Origin of the sequence: Roseateles saccharophilus (assembly GCF_031458095.1) — a bacterium.
Taxonomy (GTDB): domain Bacteria; phylum Pseudomonadota; class Gammaproteobacteria; order Burkholderiales; family Burkholderiaceae_C; genus Pelomonas; species Pelomonas saccharophila_A.
This window is the reverse complement of the sequence record NZ_JAVDXU010000003.1, coordinates 321217-338422: the sequence shown is the minus strand read 5'-3', so window position 1 is coordinate 338422 and position 17206 is coordinate 321217. Positions and strand designations below refer to the sequence as shown.

The window sequence follows — 17206 nt, the reverse complement described above, 5'->3', positions numbered from 1 at the left end:
GGGGATGTTGGGAATCAAGCCTTGGCGGTGGCGCCCAGCGCAATCTTGAGCAGATCGGCCACCGTGTTGGCGTTGAGCTTTTCCATGATGTTGGCGCGATGCGCCTCGACCGTCTTGATGCTGATGCCGAGGTCGTCGGCGATCTGCTTGTTCAGGCGGCCAGCGACGATGCGCTCCAGCACTTGCGCTTCACGCGTCGTCAGGCGGGCCAGCAGGGCGTCGCGGCTGGCGGCTTCCTGGTGGCTGGAGAAGGCGTCGCGGGCCTGGTCGAGCATGCGCTCCACCAGGGCCAGCAGCTCTTCTTCCTTGAAGGGCTTCTCGATGAAGTCCATCGCGCCCTTCTTCATGGTCTGCACCGCCATGGGCACGTCGCCGTGACCGGTGATGAAGACGATGGGCAGGGGGCTCTTGCGCTCGATGAGGCGGTCCTGGAGTTCCAGGCCGGTCATGCCATCCATGCGGATGTCGGCGATGAGGCAGGCGACCTCACGGGGGTCGTAGCGGGCCAGGAAGGATTCGGCGGAGTCAAAGCACTTGACCCGGTAATCCTTGCCTTCGAGAAGCCACTGCAGGGAGTCGCGGACCGCTTCGTCGTCATCGACAACGTAGACGTTGCCCTTCTTGGGGATCAAGCTCATGGTGCTGTGGGTTCTGTTCTCTGAGCGCTGCCGAGAATGCCTTGAGAGGCTTCCTGACGCAGGTGTTCTGAGGTGATGGTGACGGGGATCGTGAAGGCGAATCGGCAGCCAACAACCAGGGAGCCATTGTAGAGGTTCTCGGCTTTTATCCGGCCCTGGTGGGACTCGACGATAGACCGGCATAACCCTAATCCAATGCCCAATCCGTCGGCTTTTGTCGAGAAAAATGCCTCATACATGCGGGCCAGCACCTCATCGGGCAAACCCGGGCCCATGTCGGTGACCGAGAACTCGATCTGGCCGCCCAGCTCGGCGCTGTGCTTGGGCACGACCCGCAATTCGATGTGGCGGCGCGAGGTCGGCAGCGAGGCGTTGTCGATGGCCTCGGCGGCGTTCTTCAGCAGGTTCATCAGCACCTGCTCGATGAGGATGGGGTCGACCATCAGCTGCGGCAGGCGCTGGGCCACATAGGTGTGGATGGCGACGGTGCGGCGGCGCAGCTCGATGCCGGCGAGTTCCACCGCGTCCTCGACGATGTCGGCCGCATGCGCCGGCTGGCGCTGCGGCTCGCTGCGCTTCACGAAATTGCGGATGCGGTGAATGATCTGGCCGGCCCGCTCGGCCTGTTTGGCGGTCTTGGTCAGGGCCGCCATCAGGGCGTCCTTGTCGATGCTGTCGCTGCGCACCCGGCTGACCATGCCGTTGCAGTAGTTGGTGATGGCGGTCAGCGGCTGGTTCAGCTCGTGGGCCACACTGGAGGCCATCTCGCCCATGGTCATCAGCCGGCTCGTCACCTGGGCCTTCTCGGCCTGCAGGGCGGCCTGCGCCTCGGCGTGGCGGCGCATGGTGATGTCGGTGGCGATCAGCATCTGCGCCAGGCGCCCATCCGTCCACTGCAGATAGCGGGCGCGCACGTCGAACCACATGGCCAGCGACTCGACATAGACCTCGCGCGGGTCGGAGCCGACATCGGTCAGGGCCTCGGCGGGCAGGCCGGAATAGTCGTCGACCTCGTCGGCGCCATCGTCCAGGCCGCCGCGCCGGCTCGTCGTGCCCACCAGCTGGCCGCCGGCGAGCAGGGCATGTCCTGCCGGGTCGGCGCCGAACCACAGGCGATAGCTGCGGTTGGCGAACAGCAGCTCGGGTGGCTGCACCGACAGCACCGACACGGCCGCGTCCAGGCCTTCCAGCACGGTGGTGAAGCGCTCGTGCGAGGCCGAGAGCTGGTCGCGCACGCGCTTGGCCTCGGTGATGTTGGTCATCGAGGTCATCCAGCCGGTCTGCTTGCCCTTGGTGTCGACCAGCGGCGACACATAGACGCGGGCGTCGAAGGCCGAGCCATCCTTGCGCTGGATCTTGACCTCGACGCCGCCCGAGGGGCTGCGGCCCTGCAGCTCCTGCTGCAGCAGGCGTGCGTTCTCCTCACGTCTGTCATTGGGCCAGAAGGGGTAGGGCGGCGTGCGGCCGACCAGGTCGGCTTCGGAAAAGCCCGTCATCGCGCAGAAGGCCGGGTTCACATAGGTGATGCGCGTGTCCATGTCCATGGCGCGCATGCCGGTCAGCATGGAGTTCTCCATGGCGCGGCGGAAATTGGTCTCCAGCGTCAGCGCGTTCTGGATCTGGGTGCGCCGGCGCATATGGCGCCAGGTGCCCAGCAGCATCCACACCGTCATGCCCGCCAGCGCCAGCACCAGCCAGAACAGCGCGTTGTTGATGAGGCCGATGGAGGTGCGCCAGCCCTGGCCGCGCAGCACCAGGCCGTTCAGGGCCGGGGCCAGCGGCACGTCGTGCAGCAGCGAGGCGCGGCGCAGCACCTGGCCCGGCATGGGCGTGACCGTGCTGCTGACGACCTGGTCACGCGCATCCAGCACGGCGATGCTGTGGCGGGTGGCGACCTCGCTGGGCACGTAGTAGCGCAGCAGCGACTCGACGGTGTATTCGGCGATCAGCACGCCGGCAAAGCCGCCGCGGTCGATCAGCGGAATGTGCAGCTGGAAGACGGTGGTGCCGTTGGCGTCGGAGAAGGGCGGCGAGTAGACCGGCTGGCGCCTTTCCTTGGCGGCCTCGAAGGCGATGGCCGCCGCATTGGACTGGTTGGCCATGGGCATGGAGGGATCACCGCCGTCCGCCGACATCAGGCCATCGGCCTGGAAGCCCGCCGCGCCGACGCTGCTGCGGCGCTCGCGCTTGGCGCTGAGCCAGGTGACGTGCGTGAGCTCGGGCCGCTCGCGGGCGAAGGCCTGGGCCTGGGCGGAAAACTCATGGGCATCGATCTGGCGCGTGACGACCTCGCGGGCGATGCGCACCAGCTGCTCCTGGTTCTCGATCAGGCGCAGGCGGATCTGCTGCTGGGCGATCTCGGTGTCGCGCTTGACCGACTCGGTCTCGCGTTCGATTTCCTCGTTCCGCAAGTACCAGAAGGCCGAAATGATGGCCGCCAGGAAGAGCAGCACCGAGATCAGCGGGCCCAGCGTGGCCAGGCGGTCCTGGCGGGAGGGGGACTGCCGGAACCACCAGGTGGCGACCAGGCGGCGCAGCGGCGCCACCCAGCGTTGGCCGCGGGAGCGGATCTCGGGAACAGGGGATTCGGCGGACATCGGCAAATTATCCGGGTCGGCTTGGGCATGAAGATTTCACATTAAGAAATCGTTTCGCACCATTTGGGAATTGCGATGGCTTATGAGACACTGCCGCCGCTCGCGGGCTAAGGTCCCGTGTCTTGCACCCCTCAGAACAGCCCCCTTTCGCCCGCAGAGGCGGAAATCTTCAGGAGACAGGCCATGTCAGCCCAGCCGCAAGAGTTTCTCGGCGCCGCCGCGAACGACCAGGACCCGCAGGAAACCAAGGAGTGGCTGGACGCCCTCTCGGCCGTCATCGACAGGGAAGGTGCCGAGCGTGCCCACTTCCTGATCGAGGAGATGCTGGAGCATGCCCGCCAGCACAGCATCGACCTGCCGTTCTCGGCCACGACGGGCTATGTCAACACCATCGAGGCCGACCAGGAAGCTCGCTGCCCCGGCAACATCCAGATCGAGAAGCGCCTGCGCGCCTATATGCGCTGGAACGCCATGGCCATGGTGGTGCGTGCCAACCGGCTGCACCCGGCGGACGGCGGCGACCTGGGCGGCCACATCGGCTCCTTCGCGTCGGTGGCCAGCATGTTCGGCGCCGGCTTCAACCATTTCTGGCATGCCGCCAGCGAAGACCATGGCGGCGACTGCCTCTACATCCAGGGCCACAGCGCGCCCGGCATCTACGCCCGCGCCTACCTGGAAGGCCGCCTGACCGAGGAACAGCTCGACAACTTCCGCCAGGAAGTCGACGGCAAGGGCCTGTCCAGCTACCCGCATCCCAAGCTGATGCCCAACTTCTGGCAGTTCCCGACCGTCAGCATGGGCCTCGGCCCGCTGATGGCGATCTACCAGGCGCGCTTCCTGAAGTATCTGCATGCCCGCGGCATCGCCAACACCGAGAACCGCAAGGTCTGGGCCTTCATGGGCGACGGCGAGATGGACGAGCCGGAGTCCTTGGGCGCCATCGGCCTGGCCGTGCGCGAGAACCTCGACAACCTGGTGTTTGTCGTCAACTGCAATCTGCAGCGCCTGGACGGCCCGGTGCGCGGCAACGGCAAGATCATCCAGGAGCTGGAAGGCGAGTTCCGCGGCGCCGGCTGGAACGTCATCAAGCTGATCTGGGGCAAGGGCTGGGATGAGCTGCTGGCGCGCGACAAGAGCGGCAAGCTCAAGCAGCTGATGATGGAGACGCTGGACGGCGACTACCAGGCCATGAAGGCCAACGACGGCGCCTTCGTCCGCAAGAACTTCTTCGGCAAGTATCCCGAGACGGCCAAGCTCGTCGCCCACATGAGCGATGAAGAGATCTTCGAGCTGCGCCGTGGCGGCCACGAGCCCGAGAAGGTCTACGCCGCGTTTGAGAAGGCCCACAACAACAAGACGGGCCAGCCCACCGTGCTGCTGGTCAAGACCGTCAAGGGCTATGGCATGGGCAAGGCCGGTGAAGGCAAGAACACCGTCCACCAGACCAAGAAGCTGACCGACGAGGACATCAAGTACATCCGCGACCGCTTCAACATCCCGATCCCGGACAGCGAGCTGGCCAAGATCCCCTATTACAAGCCGGCCGACGACACGCCGGAGATGCGCTATCTGCACGAGCGCCGCCAGGCCCTGGGCGGCTACTTGCCCAGCCGCCGTGCCAAGGCCGACGAGCAGTTCAAGGCGCCCGATCTCTCGCACTTCCAGGCCGTGCTGGACCCGACCGCCGAAGGCCGCGAGATCTCGACGACCCAGGCCTATGTGCGCTTCCTGACGCAGCTGCTGCGCGACAAGGAGATCGGCCCGCGCGTCGTGCCCATCCTCGTCGACGAGGCCCGCACCTTCGGCATGGAAGGCCTGTTCCGCCAGATCGGCATCTACAACCCCAAGGGCCAGCTCTACACCCCGGTCGACAAGGACCAGGTCATGTACTACCGCGAGGACAAGGCCGGCCAGATCCTGCAGGAAGGCATCAACGAAGCGGGCGGCATGGCTTCGTGGATCGCCGCGGCCACGTCGTACTCGACGAACAACCGGGTCATGATCCCGTTCTACGTCTATTACTCGATGTTCGGCTTCCAGCGCATCGGCGATCTGGCCTGGGCTGCCGGCGACATGCAGGCCCGTGGCTTCCTGCTGGGCGGCACGTCCGGCCGCACGACGCTGAATGGCGAAGGCCTGCAGCACGAGGACGGCCACAGCCACATCCTGGCCAACACCATCCCCAACTGCATCTCCTATGACCCGACCTTTGCGCACGAAGTGGCGGTCATCATGCAGCGCGGCTTGAAGCGCATGGTGGAAGACCAGGAGAACGTCTTCTACTACATCACCCTCTTGAACGAGAACTACCCGATGCCGGGCCTCAAGGCCGGCACCGAGGAGCAGATCCTCAAGGGCATGTATCTGCTGGAAGAGGCCGATGCGTCCAAGCCGCTGAGCGTCAACCTGCTGGGCTCCGGCACCATCCTGCGCGAAAGCCAGGTCGCCAAGATGCTGCTGGAAGAGGACTGGGGCATTGGCGCCAATGTCTGGAGCTGCCCGAGCTTCAATGAGCTGGCCCGCGACGGCCAGAACGCCGAGCGCTGGAACCTGCTGCACCCGACCGAGCTGGCCTGCGTGCCCTTCGTCACGCAGCAGCTCGGCCATACCAAGGGCCCGGTCATCGCGTCGACCGACTACATGAAGAACTACGCCGAGCAGATCCGCGCCTTCATCCCCAAGGATCGGTCCTACAAGGTGCTGGGCACGGACGGTTTCGGCCGCTCGGACTTCCGCTCCAAGCTGCGCCAGCACTTCGAGGTCAACCGCCACTACATCGTCGTCGCCGCACTGAAGGCTCTGGCCGATGACGGCGCGATCCCGGTCGAGAAGGTGGCCGAAGCCATCGCCAAGTACGGCATCGACATCAACAAGATCAACCCGCTCTACGCCTGAGCCCCGGGGGAGACACAAACATGGCATTGGTTGAAGTCAAGGTTCCCGACATCGGCGATTTCGACGAGGTCGGCGTCATCGAGGTGCTGGTCAAGGTCGGCGACACCGTCAAGGTCGAGCAGAGCCTGATCACAGTGGAAAGCGACAAGGCGTCGATGGAGATTCCGTCCTCGCAGGCCGGCGTCGTCAAGGAGATCAAGGTCGCTGTCGGCGACAAGGTCAAGGAAGGCAGCGTGCTGGTGATCGTGGAAGGCGAGGGCGCTGCCGCGGCTCCGGCTCCTGCTGCCGCCGCACCGGCGCCGGTTGCTGCCGCACCCGCACCGGTGCAAGCCGCTCCGGTTGCAGCGCCTGCCCAAAGCAGTGGCCCCGTCACCATCGAAGTGCCCGATATCGGCGACTTCGACGAAGTGGCCGTCATTGAATTGCTGGTCAAGGTCGGCGACACCGTCAAGGTCGAGCAGAGCCTCGTGACCGTCGAGAGCGACAAGGCCTCGATGGAGATCCCGTCATCGCATGCCGGCGTCGTCGAGGAACTGCTGGTCAAGGTCGGCGACAAGGTCAGCAAGGGTTCGCCGCTGGCCCGCGTGGCCGCCACGGGTGGTGCGCCGGCGCCTGCCGCTGCCGCGCCCGCTCAAGCGCCAACGCCTGCAGCTGCCGCCCCCGTGGCCGCGGCCGCCGCTCCGGTTGCTGCACCCGCTGCCGCCGCGCTGCCGACCCACCAGCCGACGGCTCCCACGGGCCAGCTCCCGCACGCCTCGCCCAGCATCCGCAAGCTCGCCCGCGAGCTCGGCGTGCCGCTGGCCGAAGTCAAGGGCAGCGGCGCCAAGGGCCGCATCGTCGAGAGCGACATCCAGGGCTTCGTCAAGGCCGTCATGTCGGGCTCGGTGCAGACCGCCGCGCAAAAGGCAGTGGCTCCGGCCGCTGCCGCCGGTGGTGGTGGCGCAGGCCTCAACCTGCTGCCCTGGCCCAAGGTCGACTTCGAGAAGTTCGGTGCCGTCGAGCGCAAGGAGCTGTCCCGCATCAAGAAGATCTCGGGCGCCAACCTGCATCGCAACTGGGTCGTCATCCCGCACGTCACCAACCATGACGATGCCGACATCACCGAGCTCGAGGCCTTCCGCGTCCAGCTGAACAAGGAGAACGAGAAGGCTGGCATCAAGGTGACCATGCTCGCCTTCATGATCAAGGCGGCCGTCGCGGCGCTGAAGAAGTTCCCCGAGTTCAACAGCTCGCTGGATGGCGACACCCTGGTGCTGAAGAACTACTTCCACATCGGTTTCGCCGCCGACACGCCCAACGGCCTGGTCGTGCCCGTCATCAAGGACGCCGACAAGAAGGGCATCTTCCAGATCAGCGCCGAGATGTCGGAGCTGGCCAAGAAGGCACGTGACGGCAAGCTGGGGCCGGCCGACATGAGCGGCGGCTGCTTCTCGATCTCGTCCCTGGGCGGCATCGGCGGCAAGTACTTCACGCCCATCATCAACGCGCCGGAAGTGGCCATCATGGGCGTCTGCAAGAGCTCGATCGAGCCCGTGTGGGACGGCAAGGCCTTCCAGCCGCGCCTGATCCTGCCGCTGTCGCTGTCGTGGGACCACCGCGTCATCGACGGCGCCGCGGCTGCACGCTTCAACGTGTACTTCGCATCGCTGCTTGCCGACTTCCGTCGGATCGCACTCTGATTGGGGACGGACATGGCATTGGTTGAAGTTCAAGTTCCCGACATCGGCGACTTCGACGAAGTCGGCGTCATCGAGGTGCTGGTCAAGGCCGGCGACACCGTCAAGGTCGAGCAGAGCCTGATCACCGTCGAGAGCGACAAGGCCTCGATGGAGATCCCCTCCAGCGCCGCCGGCGTCGTGAAGGAGCTCAAGGTCAAGATCGGCGACAAGGTCGCCAAGGGCTCGGTCATCCTGTCCCTGGAAAGCAGTGACGCGGCTGCACCCGCGCCGGCCCCTGCCGCCGCAGCGCCCGCGCCTGCTGCAGCGCCCGTCCAAGCCCCTGCTGCTGCCACCTACAGCGGCAGCGCCGACCAGGCCTTCGACGTCGTTGTCCTCGGCGGCGGCCCGGGCGGCTATTCGGCCGCCTTCCGCGCCGCGGACCTCGGCCTCAAGGTCGCCATCGTCGAGCGTTACGCGACGCTGGGCGGCGTCTGCCTGAACGTGGGCTGCATCCCGTCCAAGGCCCTGCTGCACGTGGCGGCCGTCATGGACGAGGTCAGCCACATGGCCGACCTGGGCGTCGCGTTTGATCCGCCCAAGGTCGACATCGACAAGCTGCGCGCCCACAAGAACAAGGTGACGGGCAAGCTGACCGGTGGCCTCAACGCCATGGCCAAGATGCGCAAGGTCACCGTGCTGCGCGGCGTCGGCACGGTGCTGGACGCCCAGCACCTCAAGGTCGAGGCGACCGAAGGCGCCGTGGGCCAGGCCAAGACCGGCGCGGCCCAGACCGTGGGCTTCAAGCGCCTCATCATCGCGGCCGGCTCGCAGGCCGTGCGCCTGCCCTTCCTGCCCCAGGACCCGCGCATCGTCGACTCGACCGGCGCGCTGGAGATGGGCGTCAAGCCGCAGAAGATGCTCATCGTCGGCGGCGGCATCATCGGCCTGGAAATGGGCACGGTGTACTCGACCCTGGGCGCCCGCCTGGACGTCGTCGAAATGCTGCCCACGCTGATGACGGGCGCCGACCGCGACCTCGTCAAGGTCTGGCAGAAGTTCAACCAGCACCGCTTCGACAACATCATGTTGAACACGAAGACGGTGGGCGCCGAGGCCAAGCCTGACGGCATCTGGGTGACCTTCGAAGGCGAGGGCGCGCCCAAGGAGCCGCAGCGCTACGACCTCGTGCTGCAGGCCGTGGGCCGCACGCCCAATGGCAAGAAGATCGGTGCCGAGAAAGCCGGTGTCATCGTCGGCGACCGCGGCTTCATCCCGGTCGACGTGCAGATGCGCACCAATGTCGCCAGCGTCTTCGCCATCGGCGACATCGTCGGCCAGCCCATGCTGGCCCACAAGGCGGTGCATGAGGGCCATGTGGCGGCCGAGGTCTGCGCCGGCGAGATCCTGGGCGACGACCAGCTCAAGAAGAGCCAGTTCGACGCCCGCGTGATCCCGAGCGTGGCCTACACCGACCCCGAGGTGGCCTGGGTGGGCATGACCGAGGACGAGGCCAAGGCCAAGGGCATCAAGTTCACCAAGGGCCTGTTCCCCTGGACGGCCTCGGGCCGCGCCATCGCCAACGGCCGCGACGAGGGCTTCACCAAGCTGATCTTCGACGACGAGAGCCATCGCATCATCGGCGGGGGCATCGTCGGCACCCATGCCGGCGACATGATCGGCGAGATCGCACTGGCCATCGAGATGGGCGCGGACGCGGTGGACATCGGCAAGACCATCCACCCGCACCCGACGCTGGGCGAGAGCCTGGGCATGGCCGCGGAAGTGGCGCACGGCTCCTGCACGGACGTGCCGCCGGTGCGCAAGAAGTAAGCGCAGCGCGACCACCAGAAGGGCCGGCATTGCCGGCCCTTTTTCATGCCTCCCGCAGCAACTCTTCGTGCCGCCGCATCGCCGCGGCCAGTTGGTGGTTACCGTAGCGGGACAGGCCGGCATAGGCGTCGGCTCGCGCGTCGGCCGGGTCGCCTTGGCCCAGCTTGAACTGGGCCCGCGTTTCCAGGATGCGGGCGCTGAAGGGCACGATGTACCGGGCCAACTGCTCCAGCCGCGGGCCCATCTCGCTGGGTTGCCAGGGCTTGGGGAAGGGCGCCTCGACGTGGGCGCTCAGCAGGTCCAGGGCACGCAGCAGCTGCTCCGGGCTGTCCTCGATGGTTACGTCCAGCTCGAACTGGACGAATTCGTAATTCCAGGTCGGCGCATAGCGGCGGTTGTTCATCCAGCTGCTGGCGATATAGCCCTGGGCGCCGGTGAAGCTGGCCAGTGCCCGCGGCTGGCGCTGCAGCATGGCGAACTGCGGGTTGTGGCGCGACAGATGGCCGATCAGCTGCGCCTCGCCACTGGCGGCGTCGCGCTGCAGGATCAGCGGCAAAGGCGTGGCCAGCATGCGGCCTTCGTCGGCGCTGACCAGGGTGGCCAGCGGGAAGTCGGCCACCAGGCGGTCGATCTCACCCGGGTTGGCGGGCTGGAAGGGCAGTTGTTCGTACATCGACATGGCAGCGTCGGGTTGTGTTCAGAGGGCCTCAGTCTAGAAATCGTTCGCGCCCATCTCATGAGCGAATTTGCAAACAAGCATTGCAAAATTGCTGCCCATGACATCGCCCACCCCACACGATCTGAACTGGGACGATCTGCGCCTGCTGCAGCTGATCGCCGGCCATGGCGGTCTGGCCAAGGCCGCTGACGCTGGCGGCCTGAGCCATGCCACGCTGTTCCGCCGCCTGCGGGCCCTGGAGAAGAAACTGGACCTGCGCCTGTTCGAGCGCCTGCGCAGTGGCTATGTGCCGACGCGCGCCGGGGCCGAACTGGTCGAGCTGTCGCGCCGCATGGCGCGCGAGCTGCACGTCGTGACCGAGAGCCTGCGGGGGCGGGAGGCCTGGCCCGGCGGCCTGCTGAGGTTCAGCGCGGCCGACACCTGGATGCAGGACTTGCTGCCGCCGCTGCTGGCCAGCTATCAGGCGCGGCATCAGGTCCAGTTGCAGGTGCGCAGCGGCAATGCACTGCTGGACGTGCAGCAAGGCGAAACCGACGTCGCGCTGCGCTCCGGCGGCCCGCCGCCCGAGCCGCTGGTCGGGCGTCGCCTGGCACGGGTCGAGGCCACGGTCTACGCATCGCGCAAGCTCGGTGGCGTCAGTGCCCAGACCCTGGACCTGCAGCCTTGGGTCGGGGTGGACGAGGAGCTGGCGCATCTGGCCTCGGCCCGCTGGCTGGAGAACCAGGGCCTGGGCCGTCAGGTCGCGGTGCGCACCAACAGCCTGGCCCATGTACGTCAGCTGGTGCGAGCCGGCATGGGCTTGGGTGCCTTGCCCTGCTATCTCGGCGATGCCGATCCCGAGCTGCGTCGCGTCATCGATCCGCCGCGCGACTGGCGCAGCGAGCTGTGGCTGCTGACCCGCGTCGAGCTGCGCCAGGTGCCGCGCGTCAAGAAGCTGTTCGAGCATCTCTACGAGGGCACGCGGGCGTTAATGCCGTTGATCGAAGGGCGCAGCCCGCAGGCTGACAGACGCCGACCCGCGACATGATGGTGATCCGGCGGCGGGCCTTTGTCTTTCAGCGCGCTTCCTCGCTGCGGGACTCGCGGCGCTCCTCGTCCTTGCGATGCGGCTTGTGTTCGCCGCGGTCTTCGTCGTGGCGGCCTTCCGGATGGGGAGCCGCCTTGGCCGGTGGCTTGGCCTGTGGCGGGTGAGGCGGCGCCGCAGGCGCATCGTGGTGCTGCGAACGTGCCGCCTCGTCCCTGAAGGTCTCGCGCGCCGGCTCCGGGTGCGGCGACTGCTGATGCAGGTCCTTCGGCCTGGGCTGCTGCGGGTGAGGGGGCTCCGGCGGCCTATCCTCCTGAGGTCTCGGGCGCGGAGGCTCGAACGCGGGCATGGCGTGCGGCGTCTCTGCTGCCGCGCGGGGCGAAGCGGCGGCCGGCTGGGCAAAATCCGCGCCCTGGACGGCCTTTGGCTGCGGGGGCATTGCATGCGGCTCGGGCGTTGCGGCGTGCTGAGCAGCCTCCAGGCGAACGGGTTGTGCCGCAGGCAAGGCCGGCGGCGGATGACCGGCGCTGAAGCTGGCCACCGGGGTCAGGCTGGCCGGTCGCGGTGCCTGGGCATGCACCTGGGCCGGCAGCGCGGCCGCAAGGTGGGCCTGTGCCGGCACATTGGTCTGGAAGGCCTTGCCGTTGGCCGTCGCGGTCGGCGGGGCCACCACGGTCACGTTCGTCACGTTGGTGATGTTCGTGACATTGCTGATGTTGTTGACCGTCGTCGTATTGCGGGTGATGTTGTTCGTGACGCGCATGCCCACATGGACGACCGGCGGCGCGCTGACGACCACGGCGGGCGGCGTGCCGATGGGGGCGGGGATGACCAGGCCCGGGCGCGAGCCGGGAGGCGGCGGCACGAACACTCCGGGCGGGCCGACGGGCCGGTCGCCGCCGCCGATCGAGACCTGCAGCGACAGGTGCAGCCCCGGCGCTGGCGGCGTGAAGTTCACGCCCGCTGCGGCCCAGTGGCCGGCGACGAAGACCACCGCGTCGTCACGGTGTTCGTAGTAGGGCTGGGTCCAGTGGTAGCCCGGCTGCGGCGGCGGCAGCCAGCGGCCGGCGCACCACACCCACCGGCCTTGCCAGCCCCAGTAGCCACCCACCCAGACGGCCTCGGCCATGGGCTGTGGCGGCGGCGCCTCGACCAGCATCGGTGGCGGTGCCACGTCCACCAGTACGGGGGCCGGCTGGACCAGCGGGGGCTCGATGTAGACGCTGATCGCAGGCTGCGGTGGCGGGGCTGTCCATGCGGGCGCCGGAGCGTTCATGCCGACGTCGGCGCGAACGGCGACGAGGTGCGGTTGCGCGCAGCCGGCCAGCAAGGCCGCCACGAGTGCGGCGGCCAATGGAGCGAGGGTGGATTTGAGTGACATGGCGGGAACGGGTAGCCGAGGGGCCTTTTCAATGCCGTGCGCCGCCTTCAGGTTGACCCCGATCCGCTGGAACGGCAGGCGAGACGGATTCCTGCAAGCGAGTAAGCAAATGCGCCAGCGTGGAGTCGCCTGGCATGGCTTCGGGGAGTCCCTTTTGCCGCCTGTTGCTTTCGACACTCCGGCGGTTTTGCCGCGGTGCGTCGGGATTACCCGCCGTGACGAATCGCAGCAGTCAACAGCCGGTGCGCAAATCGCGGCATGACGGCCCTGATCTCGAGATTGCAAAGCCTGGTGCTGCTGCGCCCCGGCGAAGGCCGCGCCCTGCTGTGTGCGGCGGCCTACTTCTTCTTCCTGCTGCTCAGCCTCTACCTGCTGCGCCCCGTGCGCGAGGCCATGGGCATTGCGCGCGGGGCCGACTGGTTGCCCTGGCTGATGACGACGACCCTGGTCGTCATGCTCGTCGTCAACCCCATCTACGCGGCCCTGGTGTCGCGCCTGCCGCGCAAGCGCTTCATCCCGTGGGTGGCGCATTTCTTCGCCGCCAATCTGCTGGTGTTTGCCGCTCTCTTCCACACGCTGCCCGGCCACGGCGGCAGCCTGCTCGGCTATGCCTTCTATGTGTGGCTGAGCGTCTTCAATCTCTTCGTCGTGTCTGTGTTCTGGAGCCTGATGGCCGATGTCTTCAGCGAGGACCAGGGCAAGCGCCTGTTCGGCATGATCTCCATGGGCGGCACGCTGGGCGCCGTCGTCGGCGCCGCGGTGACGGAAGTGGCCAGCAGCGGCAGCTGGGGCTTCAAGGTGTCGGTCGCCGGCCTGATGCTGCTGGCCGTGCTGGGCCTGGAGCTGGCGGTGTTCTTCATGCTGCGCCTGGCCGCCCACTTCGGGCTGTCGGCGGGCGAAGCCCAGCAGGCGCGCGAGCCGGGGCCTGACTTCAAGGCCGGCGTGCTGGCCATTGCAGGCTCGCGCTATCTGCAGCTGATCTGCGCCTACATGCTGCTGTTCACGGTCGCCTCCACCTTCCTCTACCTGATGCAGGGCGACATCGTGGCCAGGAGCTTTGCCAGCCCCGCCGAGCGCACGGCGGCCTTTGCCAAGCTGGACTTCTGGACCAATGTGCTGACGTTGACCGTGCAGCTGCTGCTGACGAGCCGACTGCTGCGTGGCATCGGCGTATCGGGCGTGCTGCTGGTGCTGCCGCTGCTGACCACCGTCGGTTTCGGCGCGCTGGCGCTGTGGCCCAGCTTCCTGGCGCTGGCCCTGGTGCAGGTGCTGCGACGTGGCATCCATTACGCGGTCGACCGGCCGGCGCGCGAGATCCTCTACATCCCGCTGGGGCCGGAGGAGCGCTACAAGTCCAAGGCCTTCATCGACACCTTCGTCTTTCGCGGCGGCGATTTCCTCGGCGTGTGGGCGCCGACCGTGTTCGGCGCCCTGCTCGTGCCCGTCTCGCTCGCCGCCCTGGGCTGTGCCGGCGCCTGGGTTGCCGTCGCGGGCTGGCTGGGACGCCTCGTCAACCGCCGCCATCGCGAGCATGCCGACGCCGCTGCGCTGCCCTTCCATCACAAGGAGACTCTCACATGAAGATCACCGTTTCACGCCGACAGGTCCTGCAGATGAGCACCACCCTGCTGCCCGGCGCCGCCTTCGCGGCGGCCGCACCCGCGCCCAAGCGCATCCTCATCCTCGGCGGCACGGGCTTTCTCGGCCCGGCCATCGTCGAGGCGGCCGAGAAGCGTGGCCACGTGCTGACCCTCTTCAACCGCGGCAAGACGCGCCCCGGCCTCTTCCCCCATATCGAGAAGCGCCAGGGCGACCGCGACCCGCTGAAGGGCGAGGGCATCAAGTCGCTGGAGACGGGCGAGTGGGATGCCGTCATCGACGACTCGGGCTATTACCCGCGCATGGTGGGCGCCTCGGCCCAGCTGCTGGCGCCGCGCGTCAAGCAGTACATCTACATCTCCAGCATCAGCTGCTACAAGGAGCCCAGCCCCATAGGCGGCGACGAGGACACGCCGCTGGCCGTGCTCGCCGACCCCAAGGTTGAAGAGATGGGCAAGAACTTCGAGAACTACGGCGGGCTCAAGGCCGCCTGCGAGGCTGCCGCCGAAGCCGCGCTGCCCGGCCGCACCACCGTCGTGCGCCCCGGCTTCATCGTCGGGCCCGATGACCCGACCGGCCGCTTCACCTACTGGCCGGCCCGCTTCGACAAGGGCGGCGAGATCGCCGTGCCCGGCGCGCCGACCGATCCGCTGCAGCTCATCGATGTGCGCGACCTGGCCGAATGGCTGGTGCTGATGGTGGAGAACCGCACCATGGGCAAGTTCAATGCCCTGGGCCCCGACAAGCCGATGAACTGGGGCCGCGTCATCACGGCCTGCCAGAAGGCCACGCCCGCGGCCGGCACGATCACCTGGATCCCCGGTGAGTTCGTCGCCAAGCAGGAGGACATCGGCTTCCCGATCTGGGCGCCCTATGTCGGCGACAGCAAGGGCTTCCACACCTGGCAGAACGGCCGCGCCGTGAAGGCCGGCCTGCGCTTTCGCCCCGTCGAGCAGACGGTGGGCGACACCCTGGCCTGGTATCAGGGCCAGCTGAAGGAAGAGAAGGGCCGCACCCGCATGGCCTTCACGCCCGAGCAGGAGGCCGAGATCCTGAAGCGCTGGAAGGCGGCCAAGGCGGGCTGAGGCGCAAGACCCGGCCCTGAATCAGGCAAGGCCTCGGGCTAATGCCGGGATCGGGGCTCGCGCGGCGTCGCGACAATGCTCGCCATGACCTTTTTCTACTGGCTCATGGCGCTGATCATGGCCGCGACCCTGCTGCCCTCGGCTTTCTACATGGGCGTCTACGTCTTCACCGGCGCCGACGAAGCCCTCGACCGCGCGCGCAAGCTGTGGAATTTCCTGCGCGCCTTCACGCTGCTGGTCTTCAACCTGACGCTCTGGGGCCACGTCGTCGTGGCGGCCTGGCAGTTGTTCCACTAGAGCCTGGACGCATACATCGCCGGGCAGTTGGCCGTGCCGAAACGGTCCACGGGTATGCGAAAGCGCATGCCCACGCGCAGCTGCTTCCAATGCTCGGGGTCGAGGCGGCAGACCCAGGCGTGGTTCTCCCAGTCGCGCAGCTCGATCTCGAAATAGGCCTCGCGCTTGCCCAGGCGCTCGCTGCCGGGCTGGCCGGGCGGGGCGATGCGCAGTGGCGGGCGCGGCCAGTCGGGGCGGTCGTCCGGCCCGCCCTCGCTCTTGACGATCCAGCTGCGCCGCCACGCCAGCAGGCTGTAGCGGCAATGTTCGCTGGGTTCGGTACGCTTTCCTGTCGGGTCGACGATGGTGCGTCGGCTGATGTCGAAGGCGCCTTCGGGCAGTTCATCGCACCAGTCCGAGCCGCTCTCCAAGCGCAGGCGCTCGACGATGATTTCCATGCGCCAGCTGCGCTGGGTCAGCTCGACGGCGACGCCAGCGGGGCCGAAGGCCCACCAGCCGACCGTGGCCAGCGCCCCCGCCACCATGGCGGCGAGGACGACGACGCGCAGCCGCGGGAGCTCAAGCCGCATCAAACTGGGCCGTGATGGCTTCTTCCCACTGGGCCAGCTCGTCCCAGCCGATGTGCAGCCAGTCCATGGCCGCTTGGTGGTGGCCGGCCCAGTCGGCATCCTCGGGCAGGCCCTCGTGGCGGCGCATCAGATGCTCGGCGATCAGGCCGGCGGCGATCAGCGTGTGGATCTCGGGCTCGATGCCGTCGTGGCCCAGGGCGCCGAAGTCGTGATGCAGGCGGATGGCCGACATCAGCGGCGCTGGCAGATTCCAGACCCGCACCACCAGGGCGCCGACGACGGCATGGTCGGTCTTGTGATTGGCGTTCTCGGTGGCGATATAGGGCCGGTCGATGCGCGCACCGGCCTCCACCATGGTGGCCGCGTAGCCACGCACGCTCTGCATCAGCACCGGCATGCCCACATGCAGGAAGAGGCCGAAGCTGTGGGCCAGGTCGGCCGACAGCCCCGGCAGCTGCTGGGCGATGACGGCCATGGCGATGGCGCGCTTGGTGCTGCGCTCCCAGAAGCGCGCCAGCTGCGGCGCGTTGACGGGGATGGCGTGCTGGGCCAGGAAGCCGGTCATGACGGCCACGCTTTCGCGCAGGCCGATGCGCGTCATGGCCTGACCGACGGTGGTGCAGGGCAGGCCGACGGGCTTGAACAGCGGGCCATTGGCGATGCGCAGCAGCGTGGCGGCCATGGCCACGTCGCTGGAGGCAATGCGCGAGACCAGGTTGAGGTCGGGCTCGGGCTGGCTCATGGCCTGCTGCAGCTGGGCCAGCAGCTCGGGGCAGGGCGGGATCTGGATGTGCTGCAGGGGGCCGCGGCGGCGCGACTGGTCGATGTCGTCGCGAATCTGCTGCGTGCGCTCGCGCGGGGCGTGGGAAGGTGCCGGGTTCTGCATAGCGACTAGGTTCTTGGCGCGTTGTCTCTTGCCAATGGGAATGGTCGGAGTGTCCAGGCTCCTGCGCG

General features: G+C 67.6%; 13 protein-coding genes. 7 read left to right on the top strand and 6 right to left on the bottom strand.

The features are described from left to right. Positions 1-14 precede the first annotated feature (14 nt). Together J2X20_RS20565 and J2X20_RS20560 are read right to left on the bottom strand one after the other, a co-directional pair. Entirely contained in the window at positions 15-638 is a 624-nt protein-coding gene (locus tag J2X20_RS20565; protein ID WP_088483486.1) for a response regulator transcription factor, read from the bottom strand. Continuing rightward, positions 635-3235: a PAS domain S-box protein gene (locus J2X20_RS20560; protein ID WP_310268720.1), complete on the bottom strand. Its 2601-nt coding sequence runs from the start codon at positions 3233-3235 to the stop codon at positions 635-637. Before J2X20_RS20560 ends, J2X20_RS20565 begins: the two co-directional genes overlap by 4 nt. Before the next feature lie 183 nt (positions 3236-3418). Between J2X20_RS20560 and aceE the strand changes: the two genes are divergently transcribed. Genes aceE through lpdA form a run of 3 tightly spaced genes read left to right on the top strand, consistent with a single transcriptional unit; the run spans position 3419 to position 9618 of the window. Next, positions 3419-6130, top strand: a complete 2712-nt coding sequence (aceE, locus tag J2X20_RS20555) for a pyruvate dehydrogenase (acetyl-transferring), homodimeric type (protein WP_310268718.1) — start codon at positions 3419-3421, stop codon at positions 6128-6130. A 20-nt stretch (positions 6131-6150) separates the two neighbouring features. Continuing rightward, a complete protein-coding gene (gene aceF, locus J2X20_RS20550) occupies positions 6151-7809 on the top strand; it encodes a dihydrolipoyllysine-residue acetyltransferase (RefSeq protein WP_310268716.1) in 1659 nt (552 codons plus the stop codon). A gap of 12 nt (positions 7810-7821) precedes the next feature. Then, on the top strand, positions 7822-9618 hold the full coding sequence (gene lpdA, locus J2X20_RS20545) for a dihydrolipoyl dehydrogenase (RefSeq protein ID WP_310268712.1): 1797 nt from the start codon (positions 7822-7824) through the stop codon (positions 9616-9618). A 43-nt stretch (positions 9619-9661) separates the two neighbouring features. Here the strand turns inward: lpdA and J2X20_RS20540 are convergent, their stop codons facing one another. Continuing rightward, on the bottom strand, positions 9662-10297 hold the full coding sequence (locus J2X20_RS20540; protein WP_310268709.1) for an FMN-binding negative transcriptional regulator: 636 nt from the start codon (positions 10295-10297) through the stop codon (positions 9662-9664). A 97-nt stretch (positions 10298-10394) separates the two neighbouring features. Here J2X20_RS20540 and J2X20_RS20535 point away from each other — a divergent pair, with 97 nt between their 5' ends. Further along, entirely contained in the window at positions 10395-11324 is a 930-nt protein-coding gene (locus J2X20_RS20535) for a LysR family transcriptional regulator (RefSeq protein ID WP_310268705.1), read from the top strand. Between the two features lie 28 nt (positions 11325-11352). Here J2X20_RS20535 and J2X20_RS20530 read toward each other — a convergent pair whose 3' ends face one another. Further along, complete coding sequence (locus J2X20_RS20530) at positions 11353-12702, bottom strand: YXWGXW repeat-containing protein (protein ID WP_310268702.1); 1350 nt, start codon at positions 12700-12702, stop codon at positions 11353-11355. A 258-nt stretch (positions 12703-12960) separates the two neighbouring features. On the opposite strand from J2X20_RS20530, the gene J2X20_RS20525 reads away from it, so the two are divergent. The 3 genes from J2X20_RS20525 (at position 12961) to J2X20_RS20515 (ending at position 15683) form a co-directional block, all read left to right on the top strand. Then, a complete protein-coding gene (locus tag J2X20_RS20525; protein ID WP_310268699.1) occupies positions 12961-14283 on the top strand; it encodes an NTP/NDP exchange transporter in 1323 nt (440 codons plus the stop codon). Further along, positions 14280-15386, top strand: a complete 1107-nt coding sequence (locus tag J2X20_RS20520) for an NAD-dependent epimerase/dehydratase family protein (RefSeq protein WP_310268696.1) — start codon at positions 14280-14282, stop codon at positions 15384-15386. The genes J2X20_RS20525 and J2X20_RS20520 overlap by 4 nt, the downstream gene beginning before the upstream one ends. Before the next feature lie 84 nt (positions 15387-15470). After that, entirely contained in the window at positions 15471-15683 is a 213-nt protein-coding gene (locus J2X20_RS20515) for a hypothetical protein (protein WP_310268693.1), read from the top strand. Here the strand turns inward: J2X20_RS20515 and J2X20_RS20510 are convergent. Together J2X20_RS20510 and J2X20_RS20505 are read right to left on the bottom strand one after the other, a co-directional pair. Continuing rightward, entirely contained in the window at positions 15680-16252 is a 573-nt protein-coding gene (locus J2X20_RS20510; protein WP_310268692.1) for a hypothetical protein, read from the bottom strand. The two genes, J2X20_RS20515 and J2X20_RS20510, sit on opposite strands and share 4 nt — an antisense overlap. Further along, on the bottom strand, positions 16242-17138 hold the full coding sequence (locus J2X20_RS20505; RefSeq protein WP_310268688.1) for an HDOD domain-containing protein: 897 nt from the start codon (positions 17136-17138) through the stop codon (positions 16242-16244). The genes J2X20_RS20510 and J2X20_RS20505 overlap by 11 nt, the downstream gene beginning before the upstream one ends. Positions 17139-17206: the final 68 nt, after the last annotated feature.

What these genes read in the sequence shown, in the direction of transcription:
- J2X20_RS20565 (WP_088483486.1), bottom strand. Translation starts at nt 638, where the DNA reads ATGAGCTTGATCCCCAAGAAGGGCAACGTCTACGTTGTCGATGACGAC.
- J2X20_RS20560 (WP_310268720.1), bottom strand. Translation starts at nt 3,235, where the DNA reads ATGTCCGCCGAATCCCCTGTTCCCGAGATCCGCTCCCGCGGCCAACGC.
- aceE (WP_310268718.1), top strand. Translation starts at nt 3,419, where the DNA reads ATGTCAGCCCAGCCGCAAGAGTTTCTCGGCGCCGCCGCGAACGACCAG.
- aceF (WP_310268716.1), top strand. Translation starts at nt 6,151, where the DNA reads ATGGCATTGGTTGAAGTCAAGGTTCCCGACATCGGCGATTTCGACGAG.
- lpdA (WP_310268712.1), top strand. Translation starts at nt 7,822, where the DNA reads ATGGCATTGGTTGAAGTTCAAGTTCCCGACATCGGCGACTTCGACGAA.
- J2X20_RS20540 (WP_310268709.1), bottom strand. Translation starts at nt 10,297, where the DNA reads ATGTCGATGTACGAACAACTGCCCTTCCAGCCCGCCAACCCGGGTGAG.
- J2X20_RS20535 (WP_310268705.1), top strand. Translation starts at nt 10,395, where the DNA reads ATGACATCGCCCACCCCACACGATCTGAACTGGGACGATCTGCGCCTG.
- J2X20_RS20530 (WP_310268702.1), bottom strand. Translation starts at nt 12,702, where the DNA reads ATGTCACTCAAATCCACCCTCGCTCCATTGGCCGCCGCACTCGTGGCG.
- J2X20_RS20525 (WP_310268699.1), top strand. Translation starts at nt 12,961, where the DNA reads ATGACGGCCCTGATCTCGAGATTGCAAAGCCTGGTGCTGCTGCGCCCC.
- J2X20_RS20520 (WP_310268696.1), top strand. Translation starts at nt 14,280, where the DNA reads ATGAAGATCACCGTTTCACGCCGACAGGTCCTGCAGATGAGCACCACC.
- J2X20_RS20515 (WP_310268693.1), top strand. Translation starts at nt 15,471, where the DNA reads ATGACCTTTTTCTACTGGCTCATGGCGCTGATCATGGCCGCGACCCTG.
- J2X20_RS20510 (WP_310268692.1), bottom strand. Translation starts at nt 16,252, where the DNA reads ATGCGGCTTGAGCTCCCGCGGCTGCGCGTCGTCGTCCTCGCCGCCATG.
- J2X20_RS20505 (WP_310268688.1), bottom strand. Translation starts at nt 17,138, where the DNA reads ATGCAGAACCCGGCACCTTCCCACGCCCCGCGCGAGCGCACGCAGCAG.